This is a genomic window from Paenibacillus dendritiformis, assembly GCF_945605565.1.
GTDB lineage: Bacteria > Bacillota > Bacilli > Paenibacillales > Paenibacillaceae > Paenibacillus_B > Paenibacillus_B dendritiformis_A.
This window is the reverse complement of the sequence record NZ_OX216966.1, coordinates 328,433-352,237: the sequence shown is the minus strand read 5'-3', so window position 1 is coordinate 352,237 and position 23,805 is coordinate 328,433. Positions and strand designations below refer to the sequence as shown.

General features: G+C 53.8%; 22 protein-coding genes and 1 pseudogene. 21 read left to right on the top strand and 2 right to left on the bottom strand.

The features are described 5' to 3' along the window. Positions 1 to 118: 118 nt before the first annotated feature. The 18 genes from NNL35_RS01450 to NNL35_RS01370 all read left to right on the top strand — a co-directional run bounded on the left by NNL35_RS01450 (position 119) and on the right by NNL35_RS01370 (position 19,866). Positions 119 to 544, top strand: coding sequence for a hypothetical protein (locus NNL35_RS01450; protein ID WP_006677002.1), 426 nt, complete (start codon positions 119 to 121; stop codon positions 542 to 544). Positions 545 to 646: 102 nt separating this feature from the next. Next, on the top strand, positions 647 to 1,114 hold the full coding sequence (locus NNL35_RS01445) for a J domain-containing protein (protein WP_006677003.1): 468 nt from the start codon (positions 647 to 649) through the stop codon (positions 1,112 to 1,114). 249 nt (positions 1,115 to 1,363) lie between these two features. Next, complete coding sequence (locus NNL35_RS01440) at positions 1,364 to 1,939, top strand: FHA domain-containing protein (RefSeq protein WP_006677004.1); 576 nt, start codon at positions 1,364 to 1,366, stop codon at positions 1,937 to 1,939. Between the two features lie 68 nt (positions 1,940 to 2,007). Then, positions 2,008 to 2,535: an FHA domain-containing protein gene (locus NNL35_RS01435; protein ID WP_006677005.1), complete on the top strand. Its 528-nt coding sequence runs from the start codon at positions 2,008 to 2,010 to the stop codon at positions 2,533 to 2,535. 13 nt (positions 2,536 to 2,548) lie between these two features. After that, positions 2,549 to 3,391, top strand: a complete 843-nt coding sequence (locus NNL35_RS01430) for a PP2C family protein-serine/threonine phosphatase (RefSeq protein ID WP_238535337.1) — start codon at positions 2,549 to 2,551, stop codon at positions 3,389 to 3,391. A 23-nt stretch (positions 3,392 to 3,414) separates the two neighbouring features. Next, positions 3,415 to 3,537, top strand: coding sequence for a hypothetical protein (locus tag NNL35_RS30300; RefSeq protein ID WP_274380387.1), 123 nt, complete (start codon positions 3,415 to 3,417; stop codon positions 3,535 to 3,537). 347 nt (positions 3,538 to 3,884) lie between these two features. Further along, the gene (locus tag NNL35_RS01425) at positions 3,885 to 5,861 is read left to right on the top strand and encodes a SpoIIE family protein phosphatase (protein WP_006677007.1); all 1,977 of its coding nucleotides are present in this window, start codon (positions 3,885 to 3,887) and stop codon (positions 5,859 to 5,861) included. A 505-nt stretch (positions 5,862 to 6,366) separates the two neighbouring features. After that, positions 6,367 to 7,653: a hypothetical protein gene (locus NNL35_RS01420; RefSeq protein WP_006677008.1), complete on the top strand. Its 1,287-nt coding sequence runs from the start codon at positions 6,367 to 6,369 to the stop codon at positions 7,651 to 7,653. After that, positions 7,644 to 8,345 (top strand): hypothetical protein, encoded by a 702-nt coding sequence (locus tag NNL35_RS01415; RefSeq protein ID WP_006677009.1) that lies wholly within the window; start codon positions 7,644 to 7,646, stop codon positions 8,343 to 8,345. The genes NNL35_RS01420 and NNL35_RS01415 overlap by 10 nt, the downstream gene beginning before the upstream one ends. Positions 8,346 to 8,628: 283 nt before the next feature. Further along, complete coding sequence (locus tag NNL35_RS01410; protein ID WP_006677010.1) at positions 8,629 to 11,295, top strand: acetate and sugar kinases/Hsc70/actin family protein; 2,667 nt, start codon at positions 8,629 to 8,631, stop codon at positions 11,293 to 11,295. Between the two features lie 29 nt (positions 11,296 to 11,324). Beyond that, positions 11,325 to 12,104: a hypothetical protein gene (locus tag NNL35_RS01405; RefSeq protein ID WP_006677011.1), complete on the top strand. Its 780-nt coding sequence runs from the start codon at positions 11,325 to 11,327 to the stop codon at positions 12,102 to 12,104. Between the two features lie 37 nt (positions 12,105 to 12,141). Beyond that, positions 12,142 to 12,798: a hypothetical protein gene (locus NNL35_RS01400; protein ID WP_006677012.1), complete on the top strand. Its 657-nt coding sequence runs from the start codon at positions 12,142 to 12,144 to the stop codon at positions 12,796 to 12,798. Positions 12,799 to 12,802: 4 nt separating this feature from the next. Beyond that, a complete protein-coding gene (locus NNL35_RS01395) occupies positions 12,803 to 14,218 on the top strand; it encodes a phage baseplate assembly protein V (RefSeq protein WP_254552859.1) in 1,416 nt (471 codons plus the stop codon). A 22-nt stretch (positions 14,219 to 14,240) separates the two neighbouring features. Next, entirely contained in the window at positions 14,241 to 15,446 is a 1,206-nt protein-coding gene (locus NNL35_RS01390) for a pentapeptide repeat-containing protein (RefSeq protein WP_006677014.1), read from the top strand. Next, positions 15,443 to 15,961 carry a hypothetical protein gene (locus NNL35_RS01385; protein WP_006677015.1) on the top strand — a complete coding sequence of 173 codons (519 nt, stop codon included), beginning with the start codon at positions 15,443 to 15,445 and terminating at the stop codon, positions 15,959 to 15,961. The genes NNL35_RS01390 and NNL35_RS01385 overlap by 4 nt, the downstream gene beginning before the upstream one ends. A gap of 26 nt (positions 15,962 to 15,987) precedes the next feature. Then, positions 15,988 to 16,413: a DUF4280 domain-containing protein gene (locus tag NNL35_RS01380; RefSeq protein WP_006677016.1), complete on the top strand. Its 426-nt coding sequence runs from the start codon at positions 15,988 to 15,990 to the stop codon at positions 16,411 to 16,413. Between the two features lie 75 nt (positions 16,414 to 16,488). Then, the gene (locus NNL35_RS01375) at positions 16,489 to 19,350 is read left to right on the top strand and encodes a type VI secretion system Vgr family protein (RefSeq protein WP_006677017.1); all 2,862 of its coding nucleotides are present in this window, start codon (positions 16,489 to 16,491) and stop codon (positions 19,348 to 19,350) included. 21 nt (positions 19,351 to 19,371) lie between these two features. Next, the gene (locus tag NNL35_RS01370) at positions 19,372 to 19,866 is read left to right on the top strand and encodes a hypothetical protein (protein WP_006677018.1); all 495 of its coding nucleotides are present in this window, start codon (positions 19,372 to 19,374) and stop codon (positions 19,864 to 19,866) included. Between the two features lie 251 nt (positions 19,867 to 20,117). Here NNL35_RS01370 and NNL35_RS30585 read toward each other — a convergent pair. Then, positions 20,118 to 20,336 (bottom strand): annotated as a pseudogene (locus tag NNL35_RS30585) (ISL3 family transposase); the annotation flags it as partial. A gap of 365 nt (positions 20,337 to 20,701) precedes the next feature. On the opposite strand from NNL35_RS30585, the gene NNL35_RS01365 reads away from it, so the two are divergent. Together NNL35_RS01365 and NNL35_RS01360 are read left to right on the top strand one after the other, a co-directional pair. Beyond that, a complete protein-coding gene (locus NNL35_RS01365; protein ID WP_006677020.1) occupies positions 20,702 to 20,869 on the top strand; it encodes a hypothetical protein in 168 nt (55 codons plus the stop codon). A gap of 279 nt (positions 20,870 to 21,148) precedes the next feature. After that, the gene (locus NNL35_RS01360; protein WP_138985628.1) at positions 21,149 to 21,433 is read left to right on the top strand and encodes a hypothetical protein; all 285 of its coding nucleotides are present in this window, start codon (positions 21,149 to 21,151) and stop codon (positions 21,431 to 21,433) included. A 127-nt stretch (positions 21,434 to 21,560) separates the two neighbouring features. Here NNL35_RS01360 and NNL35_RS01355 read toward each other — a convergent pair whose 3' ends face one another. Further along, complete coding sequence (locus NNL35_RS01355) at positions 21,561 to 22,544, bottom strand: S66 family peptidase (RefSeq protein WP_006677021.1); 984 nt, start codon at positions 22,542 to 22,544, stop codon at positions 21,561 to 21,563. A 560-nt stretch (positions 22,545 to 23,104) separates the two neighbouring features. Here NNL35_RS01355 and NNL35_RS01350 point away from each other — a divergent pair. After that, the gene (locus NNL35_RS01350; RefSeq protein ID WP_254552857.1) at positions 23,105 to 23,776 is read left to right on the top strand and encodes a hypothetical protein; all 672 of its coding nucleotides are present in this window, start codon (positions 23,105 to 23,107) and stop codon (positions 23,774 to 23,776) included. Positions 23,777 to 23,805 lie beyond the last annotated feature (29 nt).

The window sequence follows — 23,805 nt, the reverse complement described above, 5'->3', positions numbered from 1 at the left end:
CGGATTTTGGAAACGTATGTTGGAGGTGTGCTTAACCAAGCTCGCCTCTCTACATAAATCCCGGAAGCGTTCATCGCCTCCGGCATCAATCTCATCCACATTCAAGGAGGTAGTATTCATGGGATTCATTCTCAGAGTAGAAGGTGCAGAAACAATCGAGCTCGGCATGGACAACATCCAAAAGGTCGTCTATGACACCGACACGCCGGACGACTCCAACGCAAGATCGACGGACGTTGGCGCGACCATGCGCATCTCCGGCAAAATCATCACGGCGACCGACGGCGACAATGCCGACGACACGAAGAAGCTGGCGCTGTGGTCGCTCGTTCCGGCCGAGAAGGCGGACTGCTACCGCAAAGTGACGCTGGAAGTCATCGCCGCGGATCAAGTCGTGCGCAAGGTGTACTTCCCTAACGCGTTCGTCGTCGATTACACCGAGACGTACGGCGACACGGAAGGGGTTGGAACATTCAGCCTCTACATCAAGCAGAAGAAAGACAAAACCGAGCTCGCAACGATCGACGGCGGTTACCCGATGTAATCGGGTTCCCGGACACGCGGCGTATCGGAACATGCAATCCAAGTTTAAGAGGCTTCGTGCCTCTTAAATTTTATTTCTTAGCGAGTGGCGGGGAGGATGCGGATGGCTGCGAATTACTATGACGTGCTGGGCGTGCGGCGTGATGCGGCGCCGGACGAGATCAAGAAGGCCTACCGGCGGCTCGCCAAGCAGCATCATCCCGATGTGAACGGCGGCAGCACCGAGGCCGAGCAGCGGTTCAAGCAGATTCATGAAGCGTATGCGGTGCTCCAGGATGAAGCTGCGCGCTCCGCGTATGATGAAGAGCTGGACGGGAAAGGAAAGGCCGACAAGGCATTCGGCCATGGCGGACAGCGGGGAGCCGGGCCGGAACGCCCGCGCGAGGCCGCGGGGATGTCCGCGCAGGAACCGTTCGATCCGCGGAATGTGGAGGCGAACTTCGCCCGGTTCTTCGGCTTCGATCCGAAGACGAAGAAGCCGACCGGCATGAAGGGCGCGGACAAGGAAGCGTCGGAGCCGATCGACGCGGCGGCGATGTTCCAGCGGTATTTCGGCATGCGGAAGAAGTGAAGGGGCGGGGCGACGATCCGAATGGAAGCGGTTCGCCTCATCGCAGGCATGGCTTGTGCCTGAGCGTATTCGGAAGCGCATCCGGCTCCCCGGTAACCGGGCGGGCCGCCGCAGCGGCGGCCAGATGCGTATCAGTCAGAGGCAGGATTCATTGAGTTCATTGAAGTTAGACAGACGGTACATTGGCATATTGATTCTGGACGGACTCCGTCTTGGCACGGGATCCTTGGACTGTTGGAGGAATCGAATGTGAGGTATGAAGCGGATTATGAAGAAGCCCATCCCGACCGGAAGCACCGTTCCGGCTGGATTGTGGTCATCGATGTGCTGATTGCCGGCATTGCGGCGGCAGCGCTGTTCTACGTATACATATGGAATGCGGATCTGGTATTGAAGGTGGCGGTCGGCGTCCTGCTTGCCGCAGGGGCAGTCGTCTATGCCGCTTGGAGGGCTCGAAGCCGCATGAAGCGCCGGCAGGACGGCGCAGCCATTGCCAAGCTCGTTCTCCTGGACGAAGAAGGGGAGAGCGTGAAGGAATGGTACATCCATGGGGAAACATCCTTGCTTATCGGCAAGAGCTCTGCGCAAAGCGAGGTTGACATAGATCTGTCGGATTCGGAATACGCGTCGCTGATCAGCAAGCATCACGCGGTGCTGAACTATGCTTCGGGAAGCTGGTACGTGGAGGACCTCGATTCCCGCAACGGCGTCGGCATTCAGCCGGCCGGACGCAGGACGGCGGTGCAGCTGGAGGAAGACGGGCCGCACCGGATCGAATCCGGCGATATTATTTGCATTGCCAATACGCGAATCGTGGTGAAATAGCGCCATGAGCGCTATATCGATAGAAGCAAGACCTCTATAAAGAATCGAGTAACGGAGGAATGAACAGGATGAGTCTGACAAGATGCGCCAACGGGCACATGTTCAGCACGCGCAAGCACGGCAATATTTGCCCCTATTGCAGTATCTCGGTGGAGGCGGCGCCGAGCGGCGACGCCGCGGCGAAGAAGCCGGTGCGGCCGGAAGAGGACGAGAAGACGATGCCTTATCTGGGCGAGACGACGGGCATTGACCCGGTAACGGGGTGGCTCGTCTGCATCGAGGGTCCCCAGCTCGGCCAAGATTACCGGATTCGCGCCGAGAAGAACTTCATCGGCCGCTCCGAGGACATGCACATCCGCATTCTGGGCGACAATGCGATCTCGCGGCGGAATCACGCCGTCATCGTGTACGACCCGAAGAAGCGCAACTTCTATCTCCTGCCGGGCGACGCTTCCGGCCTGGCCTATCACAATAACGAAGCGGTATATACGCCGGTAGAGCTGGCCGCTTACGACGTCCTTCAGCTCGGCCGGAGCAAGTTCATCTTTATTCCGCTTTGTGGGGTCCATTTCGAGTGGGACCATAACGAAGGTTAATATGGGCATCCCGATGGAATTACAGGAATGGGTGCCGTATATCATCGTGCTGGGTGCGGCGGCGGCGATTCTGCTGCTGCTCGGGGCGCGGCGCCGCTTGCTGGCGAACGCCGCTCCCGACAAGCCGGGAGTTCCGATCGGGAACGGGCAGACGATCGGCGCGCGGGACGAGCAGGATGATTATTTCTCCAGCGTGACGACTCCGCATGGCACCGCCGCCGTGCTGGCCGACGGCATTAGCGGCCTCGCCCATGGGCGTCTGGCGAGCACGATTGCCGTGACCGTGTTCATCCGGGAATTTCTGAAGCTGTCCGATATCCGGGACGTTCATGATTATTTCGCGAAGGCGGCCAAGGTCAGCAATTCGGAGATTTTGCAGCAACTGCAGGGCGCTCCCGGGGGAACGACCCTCGTCGCCGGCGTCATTGCCGGGGACTGGCTGTATTGGGCCGCCGTCGGGGACAGTGTCATCATGGTGTTCCGGGACGGGGAGTTCATCCGGATGAATGAGAAGCATACGCTGGAATCCGTGCTGCAGGAGCGCTGTCTGGCAGGGGAGCTGACGAAGGAGGAAGCGATCGATCATCCGCTGCGGAAGCGGCTGGTCAATTATTTGGGCTACGAGCATTTCGCCCGGATGGAGATGGGCAGCGAACCGTTCGACCTCCGGCCCGGGGATCGGGTCATCCTGTGCAGCGACGGCGTCTACAACACGATGACCGAGGTGGAGCTGGAGGCGATTCTGTCCCAGCCGATATCGCCGAATGATGCGGCCGAGGAGATTATCGAGGCCATCGAAGCCAAGGGATTGGCGAATCAGGACAACGCGACGATCGTCATCGTCGATCATGACTGAGTGTGGGCGAGCCGGAGGGAGCGATGGCAGCCAGAGCCTGCGGGGCCGAAGCGGCTGGGGCCTGCGTCACGACGAAAGTCGGCCATTCGCTGCGGTGGAAGCTGAGGGGCTGGATAAGCCGTGACATTCGGTGTGCAGGAAGTTAAGAGGCCGGAGAGCCGTGGCAATCGCTGCGTCGGAAGCTGAGGGGCTGGATAAGCCGTGGCATTCGGTGTGCAGGAAGTTAAGAGGCCGGAGGGCCGTGGCATTCGGTGTGCAGGAAGTTAAGAGGCCGGAGGGCCGTGGCATTCGCTGCGTCGGAAGCTAAGGGGCTGGATAAGCCGTGGCATTCGGTGTGTCGGAAGTTAAGAGGCCGGAGGGCCGTGGCATTCGCTGCGTCGGAATATAAGGAGCCGAAGAAGCGGTTCGGTCGGCGAGTCGGGGGCATCATTCCCGTCACATGAAGGAGAGCCTGCAGAGCTGCGTGCGGAATAGGGGAAAAGCGGGGGTACGGATGAGGAAGGAGAACAGCGATTTCAAGACCAGCTTCGTGTCGGAAGCCGGTTCTTTTCTACATAACAAGGATTATTTCGCTTATGTCGAGCTCGATGATATGGCTTGCTGGGTCGTCGCGGACGGCCTGGATGCGGATCGGGAGGCGGACAGCGCCGAGATGGTCGTGAAGAGCATCCTGGGGCGGTTCACTGAGAAGCCGACGATGTCTCCGCTGAGATTGAAACGGTACATGCAGGAAGCGCATGAATGGCTCAGAGAAGAGAGCCGCCGGGTGCGGCTCAAGGCGAGCCTGATCCTGGTCGTCACTGACTATTCGAAGATGGTCTGGGCGGTGGCGGGCCATGCGCGCCTGTACCATTTCCGCGGCGGGCGCCTGTTCGGGCGCAGCCAGGATCAGAGTCTGGCGCAGGCGATGGCGAATAGCGGCGAGATCTCGGATGCGGCGATCGACCATCACGCAGAGCGCCATAACCTGCTCAATTATATGGGCCGTCCCGATGCCTTCGAGCCGTTCGTTTCGAAGAAGGTGCCACTCTCCGACGGCGATGTGCTGCTGCTGTGCACGCCGGGCCTGTGGGAAGAGGTGCACCGCCTGGAGATGCTGGATGCGCTCGAGGAAGCGAAGGAGCCGGAGGACTTCACGGATACGCTCGAGGACGTGCTGCTCAGCAAGCAGCGCGGCACGGTCAATAATTATACCGCCGTTGCCGTCTACGTGAACAAGGCGTTCAAGGAGGATCCGAAGAAGAAGTGGCGGCAGCTGAAAAAATGGCTGATCGCGCTGGTCATCCTGGCCGTGGCGGGAGGCGGCGCCATTTACCTTTACGCGAAGGAAGTCTCGCGCAAGGCGGAGGCGGCTACGAATATGATCGAGTTCCAGCAGAATGCCGACACGTACATGAAGGAAGGCGATTATGCGAAGGCCGTGAACGAGTACAGCGAGGCGAGAAATATGGCCAAGCGCTTGAAGGACCGCTATCACCGCGATCTGTTCGACAAGAAGCAGCGCTTGATGCAGCTGATGGTGGACGGAGACGGCTTTTTCAAGGAACGGGATTATGCGAAGGCGCTGGACAAATACATCAAAGCGCAGGAGGAAGCGAAGCCGTACAAGGAGTTCAATCATAAGGAGCTCGAGGACAAAATCGAACGCACCAACCTGTATATGCAGATTATGAGCTGGGTGCAGGAAGGGGACATGAAGTTCGAGACGCAGGATTTCGTCGGTGCCCGCAGCTCGTATCAGAGGGCGCGCCGGGCGGCCATCGAGGAAGGCTTCGTCGACGGCGAGAAGGAGATTCGCAAGAAGCTGGAGGACGCGGAGGAGAAGGTAACCGGGCTGAAGAAGGAGAAGCGGCTGCTCGAGGGCGACAAGCTTGAGAAAAAGGGCGATCAGCAGTTCGCCGCCCAGGATTATGTCGGGGCGATTGATGCTTATTCGGCAGCGCAGCAGATTTATCAAGAGATTGACATGTTGGAGCGGGTGCTGGGTATGGAGCGGAAGATCGACAAGGCGGTCGACAAGCTCAATCCGCCGCCTCAACCTGCCGCCGGCACGGATGGTTCCGCGGCTGGAACGGCAGCAGCCGGGACCGGGCAAGCGCCGCCTGCGGCAGGGGCGAATGCCGCCAGCCAGAGCGGAGGTTCCGGCGGCGGCAGCGCAGCCGCGTCCGGTACGGGAAGCGGCGCGGAGGGAACCGCAGGCGCCTCGAATGGGGGCGCGGCTGCGGGCAACGGTTCGGGCGCGGGCCGGGGGAAGAGCCCGGATACAAGCCCGGGTGCGAGTTCGGGTTCAGACTCCGGGAGGAAATCCGACGAGAACTCTGGCGCTGGATCTGGCACAAAGTCTGGAACGAGCTCCGGGATGAACTCCGGGACGAACTCCGGGACGAACTCCGGCGGTGGCTCAAGCGCGAACCCAGGTATGAATTCGGGGGCGGACTCCGGAGAAGCGGGAGACGGCCCAACTCGATAATGCCAATTCGGGCGAACTAATCAAGAATTCCTGCACACGCGCAGGATTTTTGCTGGAATAAGCGCTGGAAAGTGGAAAATACTGCAAAACTACATCAATTTTGCCCATAGCGGGCCAAATCCCGGGATAGTCCGCCAAAATGCTGCAGTTTTGCAGGATTGATGCGGAGAGGGCAGTGCTCAGCAAACAAAGCTGTATTTTTACAGGATTTTCTGCCGGAGGTGTGCTCCCGTGGACACTATCGTGGCGGGCCGCGCTGTAAGTGGTGCTCCCACGGGCCCTATCGTGGCAGGCGCCGTCAGGTGTGCTCCCGCGGGCACTATCGTGACAGCCGCGCCGTCAGTGGTGCTTGCCGCGGGTACTCCCCGCCGGGGGCACTCCCTGCCGGGTCACGGACGCTCCGGCAGGGAGCCGTGCCGTGCCGGACGGGCACTACAGTAGCGGCAACAGCCGGGGAGCATGCCCACGCCGGGGAAGCTGAGGAGAAGGAGGGTCAATCATCGCCATGAAGGATATCATTTCCGATCGGTTAAGCAAAATGGAGGATCTGGAGCAGCGCAAGCAGCTCAAGCAGCTGATGACCGGGTTGTTCCTCAATCTAGTGGAGTATCAGGAAGAGATGAACCGGAAGATGGAGCGCAAAGTGTTCGATGAGGTGGAGGACGGCGAAGAGAAGCATGATGTTTTCGTCTCGCTGTGCCGCCGCGACGAGCTGGACCCGATTCATGACTTCCTGCATCCGATGCTGCCGGAGGACGCGGCGCCGAAGCTGCTCGACATGAGCCGGCTGCTGGACCATATGCAGCGGAAGGAAGAGGCGCTGCTGTTCACGCTGTTCCTGGAGTGCGATTATGCAGCGCTGCGGGGGCTACTGGACGGGGAGCGAACGTTCCGCGGGGAGATGATCACGTCCGGCGGATGCTACCCGATCTCGGTCCGGCTTGTGCAGAGCAGGCGCTATATTGAAGAGATCGAGAAGCTGTATCACGTGTTCCAGCAGAACAATGTGCCGTGGAAGACGGTCAATCATCCGTACGCCTACAAGTTCGTCGACGTGCTGCTGACGCATTGCGACGCCGTGCCGCAGGAGGATGAGGAGATCAGCGAGATTACGGTCGATCTGGAGGAATACGAGCCGCATAAGCGGGTCGATGTCGTTCCGCTCTGGAATATCGAGCGGCTGGCCATCAAGAACAGCGGCTTCCCGGTTCCGGCCTCCGATCGGATCAACTACGAGCATGTGCTGTCGCTGCATAAGACGGGCAGCGAGCACGGCTATTTGGTGGAGGGCGACGAGGAGAACATCCGCTATATCAAGCGTTCGCGGGATGAGCTGACCATCGTGTCGCCGCAGGAGAAGGCGGGCACCTGGAGCGTCCTGAAAATCGCCCAGCCCGTCGCCGCCCGCCTCGGCAGCCTGAGCTATCCGCTCGTCTCCAACCGGAGAACGGACGGCTTCATCGGGAAATATGCCCGCCGGCAGGGACAGATCGTCCGGGCGACGGGGGAGATCATCCGCATCGTGCATGCTTTTGATGCGGCTCGCCTGCTTGTGCTGGAGCGGGTCGATATCCGCGATCGGAGCGACGGATCGCCCGAGACGTACGAGATGAATCCGTTCGTCAGCGACAATGTCCGCACGGAACGGGACAAAAAGGTGATGCGGCTCGCCTTCCGGGCTCGCCAGGCGGAAGAGGACGAGCGCTTCCTTCTACAGGATCAGATGAGCTTCCTCGTGTCGGAAGTGCAGATGTTTTTTCCGGAATACAAGTGTGAAGGGGAATGGGCGTGAATTATATATGGGATCTGGTCATCCAGGCGGAACAAGCCGGCATCGAGGCGAAGGATATCCGGTTCGCTCCGGCCCGCGTCTACTCGCCCTATATGGAGCTCAGCCTCCAGGATCTCAACACGCGCGCGCTGCAGCATTTGGAGAAGGTCGAGGTCAATCCGTACTACCGCTTCTACGACTTGTTCAAGGACCTGTTCGATATTAACAACGAAGAGGATACCGAGCTCCGTCATGCGCTGTTCGACATCATTCTGCACTTCCTGACCGGAATTGACCGCTACCAGGGGATGAACCGGCGCGAGTACTACATCCGGTTCGTGCTGCGCGATATGGCGGAGGGACGGTTCGGCCCCCGCGTGAGTGAAGCGATCCCGCTGTTCACCCGCGATGAGCAGGAGGCGGTCGCGTGCAATGTGCTGCGTCTGTATGAGACGGGCGAAGCCGTCTATTTGCTGCGGGATACGATGCGGCGCATTTTCCGCCGTTCGACCATTTACGTGAATTGTGAAGATAAGGATGAGCTGCTCATCTATGTGGGGCATGAAAAGTCGGAGGCGGTCCGGGCGAAGGTGGAGTTGATTACGGATCTGTTCCTGCCGGCGCGCTTCCATACGGAAGTGTATTGGCGCGATCACTTCGGCATTATCGAGGTGGACGACACGATGCAGTTGGGGCGGATTGCTCTGTATTAGCCCGGACTGCTCTCTAAGCGGACTGCACGGGAGTGGCAGACGGTCCTGTAGGGCAGAGTGCTCTGCAAGTGACAGATGCCCTGCAGTAGTGGCAGGTTGCTCTGTCGTGGCAGATTTCCCTGTAACAGCAGGCTGCCCGGGGTGAACGATGGTTTTTTCAAAGAAATGAGATGGCATTGTTATGTACGTTAAGCTATCGGTTCATCGCAATGGTTGCAGGCAAGGATGGGCCGTTCATGATAGGGCAGGTCACGAAGTTGACAGCCGGAGGGAGAGGTAACTTATGGCCGGATACTCGTACAAGCTGTACACGCAGCCGGGACGCCGGGAGGATGCCCGGAAGCGGGCGCAGTATCACCGGGAGGAACTGTTGGAAATGACGACGTTCCAGCTCCGGAACATATGCCAGCGGGAGAAGCTGATCGAGGGGCTGATCCACACGCTGGATCGGGACGAACTGATCGCGACCATCATGAAATACCGGGGCGCAGACGAGAGTCTGCTCATCACTGGCGTCCGGCCGGGCGGATTCGAGCGGGTCGAGGCGGCCATGAAAAAGTATCTGGGCACGCCTATGACCGATGCCGGAGGCATCCGGATTCCGGCGAAGATTACGCTGTACTCCGGCTTGAAGCTGGACCGGTTCGACGGCTACCGGGTAGAGGCGGGGGAGGAGATTGCTGAATCGAACGTGCTGCTCGTCAATGAAAATCTGGAGCTGTGCGCGATTCTCAATCTGGTGAAGGACGGTTCGGCGCGGGGAAGCTTTTATTTGGCGATGGCCGAGGAGGCCGAGGTGAAGAAGACGGCGAACCGCCAGTACAGCCTGCTCTTCTTCCCGCGGGCGGTGTCCGAGTACGTGTACCGCACGTATTACCGCGATACGCCGCTCCCTCCGGCGCATCTGTATTATTACAAAATTCCGGTCACCGATCTGGACATCCGCGAGCTGGAGGAGACCGATGCCATCCTGGCGATCGATTTCGGCACCTCGAATACGACGGCCGGAGCGTATTTGGACAGCGGCTATATCGCTTCGCCTAATACGAACGATGTGCTGAGCGGACGCATTCGCCTCGATCGGATCAACTATGTGGCGTTCCCCGACACGACGTCTGCGGATGCGGATTGGATCGAGGTGCTTCCGACTGTCATCGGCGTCGCGGATTGCTCCGATCCGGAGCGCATCCGTTATCATTTCGGCTACGATGCGCTGCGAGACCGGAAAAGGAACGGCTACAGCGGCAGCGCCACCGTCTTCCACGGCATGAAGCGGTGGGTGAACAACTACAAGAAGCGGGAAGATGTGATGGATGCGCAGGGAAATGCGGCATCCGTGTCCCGGCAGGAGCTGATCCGGGCTTATACGCTCCATGTCATCCGCATGGCGGAGCATCAGTTCAAATGCCGCTTCCGGCATCTGCATCTGTCGGGCCCGGTCAAGCTGAAGAAGCAGTTCATCGAGATGTTCGCCGATATTTTGCCGGAATACCGGATCGAGTCTGACGATGCCCTCGACGAAGGGCTGGCCGTGCTGTACAACACGATTGCCAATCAGATGGAGCAGCAGCGATTCCTCGATGGGGAGGAATACAAGGCCTTGGTCATCGACTGCGGCGGAGGGACGACCGACCTGTCCTCCTGCCGCTTCCGCATCGAGGACAGCCACATTGCCTACAAGCTGGACATCCATACGTCCTATGAAAATGGGGATACGAACTTCGGCGGCAACAACATTACGTACCGGATCATGCAATTCATGAAAATCGTCTTCGCCGGGCATTACCGCGGCGGCGGAGCGATGGCCGGAACGGTGCCGGACATCGATTCGCTGATCGATATCCCGGCGGCCGACCTGTACCGCCATGTGGATGAATTCGGGGCGGAGGCGGTCTATGAGGCATTCGACGCCGCTTACCGCGAGGCGGAGGCGGTTATTCCGACCCGGTATAAGGAATATGAGCACCGCTCCCGGGATGAGTATCAGCGGGTGCGGAACAATTTCTACGTCCTGTGGGAGATGGCGGACGGGATGAAGAAGGAATTTTTCCGCCGGACGGGAATTCTGCGGAGCCGCTTCGATTCGGGGCGCGGCAGCCGGGCGGAGGATGATCTGCATCTGACGGTCCTGGATCGGTGGTGCCTGTCGCTGCGGGAGAAAGGGCAGTTCCGGGACGTGCACGAGCCGCCGGATGTCGTGTTCAACATTCAGGAGATCAACCATCTCATTCGGGCCGACATCTATGCGATCGTGCATAAGTTCCTGGACGAGTTTTTCCGTGACGGGCGGCTGCAGGATTATTCCATCATCAAGCTGACCGGCCAATCGTGCCGGATCGACGTGTTCCGGGAAGCGCTGAAGGAGTTCGTGCCCGGGCGGGCGATCGAGTTCCGGCAGAAGGCGGATGATTCCGGCAAGGTGCCGGAGCTGAAGCTGGCCTGCCTGCGCGGCGCGCTGCGCTACCTGAGCGCCCGGAAGGCGGGGCTGATTGAAGCGCGGCTGACAAATCAGGCGCCGATCGTGCCGTACTCGGTCAGCGCCCTGACCCATACGGGGCAGGAGAAGCTGCTGATCGCGAGCTACGAACGGCTGGATCAGGCGCGCGGCTCGATCTCGCGGCCGCTGGGCGCGCATGAGATCGAGTTCAACATCCGCAACGCGGACGGCCAGCTGCGCTATATCGCGGTGTACGCCAATGATTTCACGGCGTACCGCCCGGTGCGGTACGAGGAGATTGCTGCGGAATACGGCGATCGGATTCCGCAGGATGACACGGACTCGATTGCCAACGGCGAGGCCAAATGGTTCGTCTTCGCCGGCGACGGCAGCTGGGGCTTCGACACCGTGCCGGTCGCGCGGCTGAACGAGCAGCTCTATATCGGTGCGAAGCAGTTCTATGCCTTCGAGAATGATCTGTCGGAGCTGGATTTCTTCGACGGCTTGAAATAATCGAGACAGAACGGAAAGGAGGCTGCGCCTTGTTCAAACATCAGGTGCCGCATTTCCATCGGGGCCGGATTCTGAAGACGGACATGTTGGAGAATCTGCGGGACTTCCCGCGGCAATTCGTCGACATCGCCTATCAGTCCTATTCGAGCGGGGTGCTGGCCGGGACCGAGGTTCAGGTTGGCCCCCGCAGCCTGACGGTCGGCAAAGGCATCGTCAAGCATGGAGGCCTCATCTATATGCTGGAGCAGGAGCATGAGCTGCCTTACCGCTCGACCGGGAGGGAGACTGTGCTCAAGATCCGGTTCCATGCGGAGCAGCCGTCGAGCGACTTCACGACGCTCCCGGGGGAGATCGTGCTGGACGAAGACACGGCCGAGGTGAAGGCGAACGAGATGGAACTGGGCCGCTTCAAGCTGAAGGAGGGCGCGCGGCTGCGGGACGATTACCAGAGCTTCACCGACCTGTCTACCGAGTTCAACACGCTGAATGTCATCCATGTGCCGCATGCGGGCATCGGGCAGAGCACCTTGTCGCCCTTCATCCTGCGGTACTTCGCGCAGGAGCTGCTGAAGACCCGCATCGAGCATGCGCATGACGCGGCCTTCGCCATGCTGTGCCTGAACGGCGGCGCGGTGGAGCGGGACGTTATCCAGCACTACCTTGGCCAGCGGCTCGGCACTGGCTACCGTGAGCTGACTAACGATCGGCTCTACGCCGGCCTCCGCCGGGTGCTGAGCGAAGCGGGCAGCGGCCGGGCCATGGCGCCGGACATGCGTCCCGGCGGGCGGCAGCGGGTGATTGTGGATTGAACCATGTTTTGAATTATACAGCCAGGAGGGGTGCATCGTGGAGCATATGGATGAGAAGATCATCACGATGATGAAAGAGCTCGAAGCAGAGAGGAGCGATTTGACTGCTGAAGAAGAGGAAAAACCTCCGGTGGATACAGCAGAGATCAGCGAGGAGGCCTCGATTGACGTGAGTCAACCGCTCGTGCGAATTGCCGACGAACTTGTACCTTTTTTCCTTATCGAATTGATCGAGGATACGCTTTATGCGCCTTTGCCCAGAACCTTCCGCCTGCTGACGAGGCAGGAGGCCAGTATCAAATATCCTTCTGAACATCGGCCTTCCCTGATTTATTCGAACGATACCGGAACGGTCAGCCTGGCCTTTCATTACACACCCGACCCTGTTCCCAATCGGGATATTGAATTTTTCACAGACACAATGATACATGTCCTGCGATCAGTACAGCCAGTTCGCTCCTGGATAGGACAAGGCATGACGGCAACCAATCAAGGCAAGCCTGCAGGGTATTGCGAGTTCATTACAGGTTCATTGGATGGCAACTTGTATCATTACATGCTATTCACCGAGCTGAACGGGAGAGCATTATTATGTTCCTTCAACTGCTCAGAGGCGGAGTCGAAGATATGGAAACCGGTAGGGAAGAGCATATTGAAGGCCATTCAAGTGGAAGAGGAACAAAAGGGGGTCTAGAGGAATGAGCTTAACATATGACAACCTAAAAATTTTTCCATATGAGTTAGTTCGCTTAAGCGATCTGTCCATGAAGAAGCAGATCAATGAGCATACCCGGTTACGCTTCACTGGAATTGTCTCTGAGGAGAAGAAGGACAGCTATGTGGAGATGACGGAAGCGAATACTCCCGTCGAGCTGTATCAAGTGGATGAGGACGGCGGAAGCAAGCCGTTGTTCCGTGGGATGGCCCTCTCTATTGAGATAAATGTGGTGCGGGGCGTCTATTATGTGGAAGTGGAAGCAGTCTCCCATACTTATTTGATGGATGTCAAGCAGAAGACTCGCTCCTTCCAGAATGTTCACATTACGATTCCGGATATGCTGAAGCAGATCGGCGCGGACTATCCCGGCCTTGATGTGATGGATGAAGCGACAGGCGGAGCCAAGTTGAGCCGGTTCGCCCTCCAGTACAATGAGACCGATTGGGAGTTTTTGAGGAGAATGGCCTCCCGGTATCATACGAGCCTTATGCCGGCTTCTCAATTTGATAAGCCCAAATTTTATTTTGGCATCTATGAGGGCGACGCCGCCGTCCGCATGGAGCAGGTCAATTATATTGTCAGGAAGCGTGTAGAGCCTTTCCGTTATTTTACGGAGAATGAGATGGCGAAAGTGATCGAAGATGACTTTATCACTTATGAGATTGAGACAGATAGGGTGCTTGAATTGGGAAGCCATGTTTTTTTCAAGGGCAAAAGTTTGTTCGTATGCGAAGCGTACACGGCTATGACGGATGGCATTGTCCAGCATCATTATGTACTCTGTTCTCATAAAGGGCTGCGGCAGAAGGCATATGATAACGAAAATCTGATTGGCGCCTCGATTCATGGGCGGGTTATCGGTGTAGCTGGGGACAAGGTAAAAGTTCATTTCGAATTCGATCCGGAACAGAACATCGAGGAGGCACGCTGGTTCCGTTATTCCTCCATGTATACGGCTGAAGGAAGCACCGGTTGGTATGTCATGCCCGAGATAGGAGACCCGGTAACGGTATATTTTCCTGGCAGCAAGGAGGAAGAAGGCATTGCGGGCGGTGCCGCGAGGCAACAGACCCGAACCGGGGAAAACGATAAACTAAATAACCCGGAAGTCAAAATCTTCCGAACTCCCTATGGGAAGGAAATTATGCTGGCTCCTGACGAGGTTGTCATTACAGGTAAAGAGGGAGCCATTTACATTCGGCTGAATGAGCAAGAGGGCATTCACATTGCCAGCAGTAAAAATATCAGCATTACAGCGGACGGAGATATTACGATGAACGCTGCGAAGAAAGTGGTACTATCTGCAGGAAGCGAGATGAACCTTAGCTGCAAGGGAAGCCAGCTCCATCTGGGCGGACATGCAAGCCTGACAGGCGCCACTGTCAACTCGAACTGAGCGGCTGAGGGGAGGGAGCGTTGTGAGCAGAGAGGAAGCATTGGCGCATTTCAGACAGCAGGTACCCCTGGCACGGCAGAAAGTGCTTCGTGAGTTCATGGAGTGCTGGAAGGAAGAGAAGACGGCATGGATGAGAGAATTCGTCCATTCTTTTCAGGAACTGTGTATGTCTATCCGTATGAAGCAGCTTGCAGGAAAGAAGGGACGTATTGGCTTTATTACGTACTCCATGCTAAGAACCGATATTGCGCATGGCCGTGCCAGCTATCTTGTTCAAGCGTCTGATGCGTCATGGTTGTTTGACTTCCGTCCGGTTGAGGACAACTATGATGCCTCCTGGGCTTTTTGTTATTTGGACCGCCTCATGGGTGAACTGACACGGGCAGCTACCGACTATTCCGGAGCGGTCACTTTGCCGCAGCTTGATCGGATTCGACTCCTGGAAGCGGAGCATTTCCATCGCTTTGTTGTAAATCTGATTCGCCTCTCTTTGATGGAGGCGGCTGCCCTGCCTGAGTTCAAGGAGCTGAAGAAGGAAGCGGTGTTTGAGGTGCGCGTCGGAGATTATCTCTCCCATAGCGAATGTATATTCCGATTGGATGAGCGGGAGCGGGACTCGGAGGAAGTGAGAGCTTGGCTTCAGGAGAAGAATGATTCGGCTGCATATACATATGAGGATTTTTATGGTTTTGATTTATCAGGCGGTGACTATCATGCGCTTGATTTTCGCTATAGCTCGTTCCGGAACTGCGATCTGAAGAGCAGCCGATTGGGTGAAGGGTTTCTGCTGGGTACGGTTTGGAATGACTGCCAATTGGATAGCGCCGATTTTGCCTACAGCCTCGTCCAAGGGGCCAAATATAGCGGATGCTCCATGAAGGCTTCGATCTTTCACTGTGTGCAGGGGAAGGCGGGCATGCCGGTACCGGATTGGGCGCCTCCTGGTGTGGAAGGCGTCCGTTTTGCGGACTGCGACTTGGAGGAAGCCGATTTTACAAGGGCTAAATTGGATGGCGCCGTCTTTGTGAGGACCTGTTTGCGGGGAGCCAACTTCCGTGGAGCCACTCTTCGAGGTGTCCGGTTCCAGAAGTCGGATCTGACAAATGCGGATTTCCGTGAGGCCGATTTGACAGATACGGATTTCTCCGATTCAAGTCTGGACGGTGCAATATTTCCGGGACGAGAGGCTTGTCTGTCACTGTCTCAAGGAAAGGGGAGTACATCATGAACCGGTACTTCAAGCTTGCCGAGGACGGTCGGATTGAGGGCCGTGCTATTCCGGTCGGTTTATCAAATTCTCTCTTCCAGTTATCGGAGAATGGAAAGACTGAGGGGGATTCAACCTCTCTGTCCTTTCCGATTCGAGAGCAGGAACATGTGGAATACGTGGATTTTTTAGAACGGCCATTGCCGTTAGTTTCGGATAAATTCAAGCAATTGCTTGAGAAGTATATGCCTGATATGCGCTGGAATCTAGTCATTCTGACCGATGTCAGACGGGTGCATCAGGAAGTGTACTGGAACGCCTCTCCTCCCCGAACTCGCTGTCTCTCTGTCCGGAGCGAATATTTTAAGGACGGGGCATTGAAACGGCTCGTGCTAGAAGGCAACAAAACATACGAACCGTTCTTCCAGGTGGATGGCGTGCGCGAAACGATATGGATTGTGAACTTGGCTGTGGCCGAGAGCATGCTGAGAAGGGATTTTTACGGAATTTGCCTTGAAGAAGTGGAAAGGGATTAAGCGATGAGGAAAGGGGTGTGCGATAAATGAGCAAACCACAGGAAATTCGCATCGAACCGGGCAAAGGCGCCAAAGAAAGCTATGTCGTGGCAGGAGCGATTGTTAGCTGCAGTTACGGGACTCAGCCGGGACGGCTTAAAATGCTGCAAAGCCATGGCACCTATCTCAAAGGCAAGGCTCAGTTGAATACGGGAGACTTCTTGCCCGGAATTACCATACCTTCCTTCGGCAACTGCTTCAGTCCGCTCAATCCAGCCGTACAGGCCAGCAATATGGTGGATATCTATGGCGTGAAGAAAGCGCCTTGTGTTCCTGTAGTGACGATTCCCTGGGCTAATGGAAAAGGAGATGTGTTGGTAGATGGGAAACCGGCCCTGCTAAGCCGTTGCACCCATCAATGCCTGTATTGCGGAACGATTCGGATCGAGAACGATGGGCAGGACCTGGATTGATGGATAAGCGGTCAAGCGGCAGGAGCTCAATGCGCTGCCGTAGCGCGTCTGCTGCTATCCGGGGAGGAGGAGAAGATGAATCAGACGGGGGAGTTTATAGAATTAGCAGGGTATCATAATGTGCGCCTTTCATGGAAATACGGAGTACAGCAAATTACGGACCTGCGAATCGAGCAGCGGGTTAATCATCATGCCCGAATGGTACTAAGCGGCATCTTGAGTGAGGAACAAGGAGAGCGGGTGATTGATTCATCAGACGCGGGCGAATCTGTCGCGGTGCATCAGATCACGAATGACGGCAGCGTCCTGCGGACATTGTTCCAGGGACAACTGCTCACTCGAACAGTCCGTATGGCCCGCGGCATATATTATGTAACCTTGGAAGCGGTCTCGTGGACGTATGAACTGGATGTGCAAATCAAGAGCCGTTCCTTTCATCCAACGGATGTATCTTATGAGGAACTGATCGAGCGTGTAATCGAGAATTACAAGGGAGCAGATGTCATTGATACTGCGAGTGAAGCGGCACCGTTAGAAGCTTTTACACTGCAATACAAGGAGACAGATTGGGTTTTTCTGAAGCGAATGGCTTCCCGATTCGGGACGGTCTTAGTGCCTGAAGTTATGGCGGACGCTCCAAAGATCTTCTTTGGGCTGCCTGAGGGAAGGTTGCGGGAGCTGGATCGCCATATTCCTTATCGGAGAAAAAAGATTTTGCATGGGCAGGAAGGGTTGAGCGGGAGTCCTGCTGTCGGGGAGAACATGATTACTCCGGTAACAATATATTCAATTGAACTGGAATATTATTGTTCATTGGGTGACCGTCTACGCCTCCCAGACGGCGCGCTAACGGTAGTGATCGAGGCGGTAAGTGAAATGAAACAAGGGTTGCTTCTTCATACATATCAATTATGCTTGGAGGAGAACGCCGTCTGGTCTCGCCAAGAGAATTCGCTTGCCGCAGGCGCTGTCATGGGAGCTGCCGTATGCGGGGTAGAGCGAGATCGCGTCCAACTGAAGCTTGATCTCGATGAAGAGCATGATGTGACCGAAGATGGCTGCTGGTTCCCTTATATGACAACCTACGTTGCAGAAGGACACACCGGATGGTACAGCATGCCTGATCTAGGGGAGCGCGTGCAGCTGTACCTGCCTTCCGCGAGAGAAGCGGAAGCCGTCGTTCGGGGAGCGCTGCGCAGTCGGGATCCGGGTCGGAAGCCGGAAGCGAAAGCTTGGCATAACAAACAAGGCAACGGGTTCGAGCTGGTGGCCAACGAACTGCGTCTGCATGCGGGGAGCGGCATGGTCATTCGGCTCGATGAACAGAGCGGAGTGAAGATCCGTAGTTCGGGAAGCATTGCCATCCGCGGCGGCAGCTTCTCCGCTCAAGCAGGCCAGCGGTGGAACATGGAAGCTGGCGAAGCGATCTATTTACGAGGCGGGGAGAGCAGTCTGGTTCTGGATGGCGAGTCGGATCTGCGCTCCGGCCTTCTTACCCAAGAAGGAAGCGTCAAAGCGCCAGTGCATGTCACCGATCTGGAACCGGTGCCTGAACCCCCGTTGATGACGGTAGAGGCTTATACGGCTGCACAGGAAGCGAAGACTCAGGCTTCCAGTGTATCTTCTATCAACGGGGCCCAGATCGGAAAAATGATGGCCGCCGCGCTGACTGTCCTGGGGATGATCCCTATTGCTAGTACCACCGGGCGTTTGGCACAGAGTTCTCTAGGCACTCTCGCTATGATGCCGGTTGCTTCCGGCAGTACTGGTCCAAGCATTATCAATGCGGTTATCCGAGGCATGAAGAATGCCCACTTGACGAATGAAGAAAAGGAACTGAACCGTCAAATGTACGGGGAATTCACGTTTTTGCTGGGGAAAGTTTTTACCGGCGCCAAAGGTCTAAGAGAACCGCAAACGAAAGAGACGCTCGTGAACTTTCTGATTCATTTCAGCCGGTCCGTGGAAATTGGCGCAAGCCGAATCCCCGACGAGGTATGGGAAACGAATAACCGATTGAATCGGCTAATCGAGCGGTTTCAAGCCATTGATACTCTGCACCTCCCGAACCAGCTTCGGAAGCAGGGGATGAGGGACATCCTATTTGGCAGAATCACCGACCCTGAGCATTATAATGCCTGGGAAGACAATAGGTTGTCCTTAGAAGATAAAATAATGATAGCGAAGGACCTTGAGAATCAGTTTCATGATGAGCCGAATGTCAGACAATTGAACTTCTTCTTTGTCCGAGAGCGCACGACGTACGATATTCCGCCGGGATTCAGAATAGGAATGCCCAAATTTATAAAAAGTGCAATAAGCCCATTGAAAATAGTCAATGGGAAGCTAAGAGTGTGGACAGGCGATAAGTTTTTTGAGTATAAAGTTGGCCAAAAAATGGTTAAAGAGAGCTTCAAGAATGGGATTCAAGGGATAAGAAATACTCTTGAAAAAATGGCCGATAATAATAATTATGGTTTGAAGGTGGCCCCTGCTGGTGGTTATATATATTCAAATAAAAGCACGGTAAAAAAACCATCTGAGCTGACAAAGACCCAGAAGAATTACTGGAATGTTATGGAGAGTAATTCAGGGAAGACGCCTCAGGGTAAGGGTGGCGCTGGGGGAACGGGTGAAGCTAAAAAAACATTTGGACAAAATGGTACTCAATTTGAAAGTAAGACAACATGGCAAAATGGTAAAACAGAGAGAATTGATGTTGAAAATCCAAATCCCGGCCAGAGAGATGGACAAATTCATTATCATGAGCCAAATAATACCAAGTGGTATTTTGATGTAAAATCTAAAGAGTTTTATAATCAAAAGACTGGTGAGAAGGCACCTAGTAAAATACAAAAACTTCTTAAAGATAAAGATGTTCAAAAGGCGATTGATAAAGGGCTAAAGTTTTTAGGAGAAAGCACTATATTCAAATAGGGTTTTGGGAGTTGATAAGATATGGAGTATAACAACAGAAATATGTCTGATTTAAAAAGTGATTTATTCAGAAGTCTAATCAGCATGACAAACAAAAATTTTCTTCCATCAGAAAAGGTACTATATCCAAATATAGTCGAAATTCGAGGGTGTTTTATTCTTGATTTAGAGGGAGAATTAAACGCTGAAAATATCAACTGGGATATGGTAATGAAGTTTCATAAAGATAAAACAGGTTACGAAGCATCATGTAATGAACTCAGGGTTAATGATTACATTAAGGATATTGATATGACAAAGAACAATATTCTTATTTGTGCATTTCAGATAATGGAAGGATGGGAAGATCAGTTGAGAAAATGTTTCCCTGGACATAAATTTCTTATAGTTTTGAGTTGCGATGACCAATATGCTACTTTACGCTTTTATAAAGAAAGACCTGAAGAGAAAAGTTGGTTAAGTTACAATTTAGATGAATATAAAGATCAAGGGATTATGGTGAAGGAAGTTTTTTGAACTAAATTTTTGAGATAAAGATATTAGAGAACTTTTTATGAAAATCAAGAGATGAAACCAACTACAATACCAGCCAACAGATTGTACAATACATTCAAGAGCTATACACTATACAACTTAACAAACACACTTGATAACCTTTCAAAAAAGCTTATTCCAACTTGAATCTTTAGTATAGGAATAGGCTTTATTTTTGTAGATTTTGAAGGCGTCGATAATAAATGGAAACCGCAAATTGATAGACTCAAAACGAAATTGAGATGACGCCACGTACGGTCGTGGTTAGCGATATCCCGAACTGGTTGATTGGGCTCACCACATTTTGCACATGGAAATAACGCCCGCTCTCTAAACTTGACGTATACGTCCAATTGCTTGGCTTCCAGGCTGAATTCCACCTGACGAATGTACCACGGTTCCGGAATATGAAGAAGCTCCTCCAGTTGCCCTTCCTTTAGATTGACAAATATATGAAAACACCTCATCTTCTACTGGTCTCTTGATTTCCAGTATTAACGGATGTTTACATTTATAACGGCGAAGAGCCCCAAAAATACAGAAATGGCTGAACATAGAGCACAAAGGATAAAAGACCATTTATTCTTCAAAGAACACATAAAGGAGCATGGTGTTGACGTTTTGACCCTGATTATGAAATTGCTCAAGCCCGGGATAGGCTTCAAAAAGGGACGTATAAAAAGAATGACATCGACTTATTGAATCATGAACTATTTGAATCTAAATTTGAAGGTATATTTAAGACGGATTACAGGACTGCCCACGACAGAACGGTAGATTCTGGTCGTCCTTGGTATCCGCCAGAGGAGGAGTAATCTTGGCTTCATATGTACTGTTACTAAAAGAATTTGAAGATAATGAAACGGTTGTCTACAAATTTGGACCAAATAAAAATGTAATGGGAAAAATCGAGGTAAACAAAGTAACCAGAAAATTTTCTGAGTTAGAAGGTGTACCCGACCCAAGTATTCCAGCAAAGTTCTAGTGTCTAGTTAGAGAAGGCGGAAAGTTTCCAGAAAGAACGGCGTTCGAGTCTTAATTGAGTTCTTGAGTTTTGGTAGGGCTACCCAGTGGCGAATGAATCTCTTTATCTCAACAGCAACAATATAACCTTTGTTCTACTTGTAGGAAGTTTTCACTAATTTTAGGGGTTACCAAAAATGTTTTCCTCTTCCGTTCTTTGGAATATATTTAGCTCTTTTTGGATAACTTGTGACTATTATGTTTAAAGCAATGCGATTAGAATTTTTAAGCATGCGAATGGGTGGAAGAGCTATTACCAATCAGTGGATTTAAATTCGGCACCCGTGAATTGTCTAATTCCTCTGAAATGAGTTATGCCGTTGTTACGTTAGACGCACTAGAAGATTCGGTGTTAGAAAGCTTCGGCTTTACGACAGATCAGCTTCTCCCGCTTGCCGCGACAAGCATCGATAAAGATTTACTCGTGCTTGCCAAGCCAAAATTGCCGAGCCCGGGAGCCGTTATCTGGTTTGCGGTAGAGGAAATCGATCGTTCGACAGCATTATTGAATTCTTCCTGGCTATGATTGATTACAATCGGGAAGAACAGAAATACTTTAAAAGTCTGGAACAGTTCTGGCGAAAAAACATGCCGCAAACCGCTTCACGAGTTTGCAGCACGCTCTTCTATCCATCCGTATTCCTCTTTCGCCTTTAAAAAGCCTCTTCCCCGAACTGCAGCAGCGGCGCCTCGGGGTTGGAGTCCAGCTTGGCGTGGCCGCCGATCGGGAACGTAAGTTGCGGCGTGGTGTGGCCGAAATCTACGTTGGCGATGACCGGGATGCCCCGCAATTCTTGCTTGCTGGCGATAATTTGCTTCAGCAAATCCAGCGTCATGCGCGATGCTTTCTGGAAGCGGCCGATGACTAAGCCGCGCACCGCATCGGCGCCAGGCTGGTGAAGGAGCGACTGCAAGTCTCGATCGAACGTCGCCGGATCGGTTTCCTCGTCATCCTCCAGAAATAACACAGCCCCCTGCAAATCGGGCATGTATTCCGTGCCGTGCAGCAGATTCAACGTGCATACATTGCCCCCGATGATCGTTCCTTCACAAGCTCCAGTCTGGAGGATGGCCCACCCTTCGTTCAGGATGAAATCCCGCCGTTCCTGGTCGCGATACCAAGCATCGTCGCTCCATTGCTCCGCAGGCTTCGCCGTTATTACTTCATTCGTCGTCATCGCCGCGAGGAAATGTTCCGCCGTATACTCGATGCCTCGTTCCATGCCGAAGGTCGAGAAATGAGGCCCGGAATAGGTGATCATCCCGGTTTTGGCATATATCGCGTTGCTCAACGCGGTGATGTCGGAATATCCGCAGAATAATTTCGGATTGCGCCGGATCAGTTCATAATCCAAATAGCGGAGCAATTGATTGCTGTTAAATCCGCCGATAACGGTCAAGATCGCTTTTACTCCCGGATCTCGGAACGCGTCATGCAGATCATTCACTCTGGATTCAATTGAGGACGAGATGAAGTCATCCATTTCTTCCGCATGGATGGAAAAGGTCACGGTAAACCCCATTTGCTCCAGGCGGCGCTTCGCCAGCTCTCGCTGCGGCATGGAAATGAGAGATAAGCTTCTGGAAGGCGCGATAACCCGAATTTCGTCTCCTTGCTTCAGTTTAGGTGCATGCATTGTTGAATCCCCCTTTTCCAGACATTGTATCATCAAATGGAGCGAATTGGTGATCGATCCGAACGCTCCTAACGGAAGCAAGGGACTTCCTTTCTCACGTAGAAATTAATATTTTTCCTTATTTTATGAAATGATGCGGGGGTTATGCCGATATATGAAAAAACGGATGCATAAAAAATTAAAGGAGAACGCAACGATGACTTCCTATGAGATAGAATTTTCGGCCAAAGAGCTGTCTTACTTTCTTTTCAGGGAAAAAAGATGTCCGAGCTGTGAAGAAATGCTGCAGCGTGCGGAGCTTGGCAAGGGGTATGTCGGGTCAGTCAACAAGCTTGGCATCTATTACAGATGCAGCACGTGCAATGAAACTTACTCCTTGACTGATCTTAGTGAAAAAGGTAAGACCGATACGGATACTTCTCGGGGATGATAACATGGCGGATACTTTTCTACAATATCAGATAAAACGCTGCAATCGAAATTTTCTAATAAGCAATCTAATCCTGATGGTTGTCGTTATCCTCATGTGCAGCGGCTCTTTTCGAACTATCCATAATTACATGAACGGGCCGTTCGAGGTGGAAGGAGAACAATTGCTGTCCGTCGTTGATCCGGAGGAAGTCTATCAATTCCATGTTCGTTTCCAGGCCGACACGATATATGAGCCGATTGCGGAGCAAGTCGAGTGGATGACCGCTTTTCAGGGAATGGTGCGAAGCGATGAGAAGGCAGTATACGAGTATTCTTTGGCCCAGTTGAAAGATCGTTTTGTCGTAATCAGACACAACGTTGATGAGCCTCTCGATGGTGTGCTAGAGGGGGCGTTATTCCGCGTCCCGGCAGATGTCTATGGAATCGCCAATGAGTTGATAGACGGTGAGCGGCAGGTCCTGCCCTTTATGCTGGATATGACAGGCGCTTTGCAGAAAAAGGTGACGCAGATTTTCTATATCATGACTCCTGTTTTCCTGTTTGCCGTCTTCAATCTGATAAGGGCGCTGTACAGAATGATGGACAGGGAGCGTCACCCTGTCTACAAAAAGCTTCGCACATTCGGCGATGCCGATGAAGCCGCTCTCAGCATCAATCAAGAGATGAGCAACGAAGTGATTCGAGTGAAGAATTACTACGTGACCCCGTCTTGGATTATCCGCCAAAATTGGTTTACGCTGAAAATTGCGAGAAATTATTTCGAACCGGATGAGGTATATGATTTGGATAAAGTGTTCTAATTCTTATAAAGGGTCAGGCAAAGCAGGAC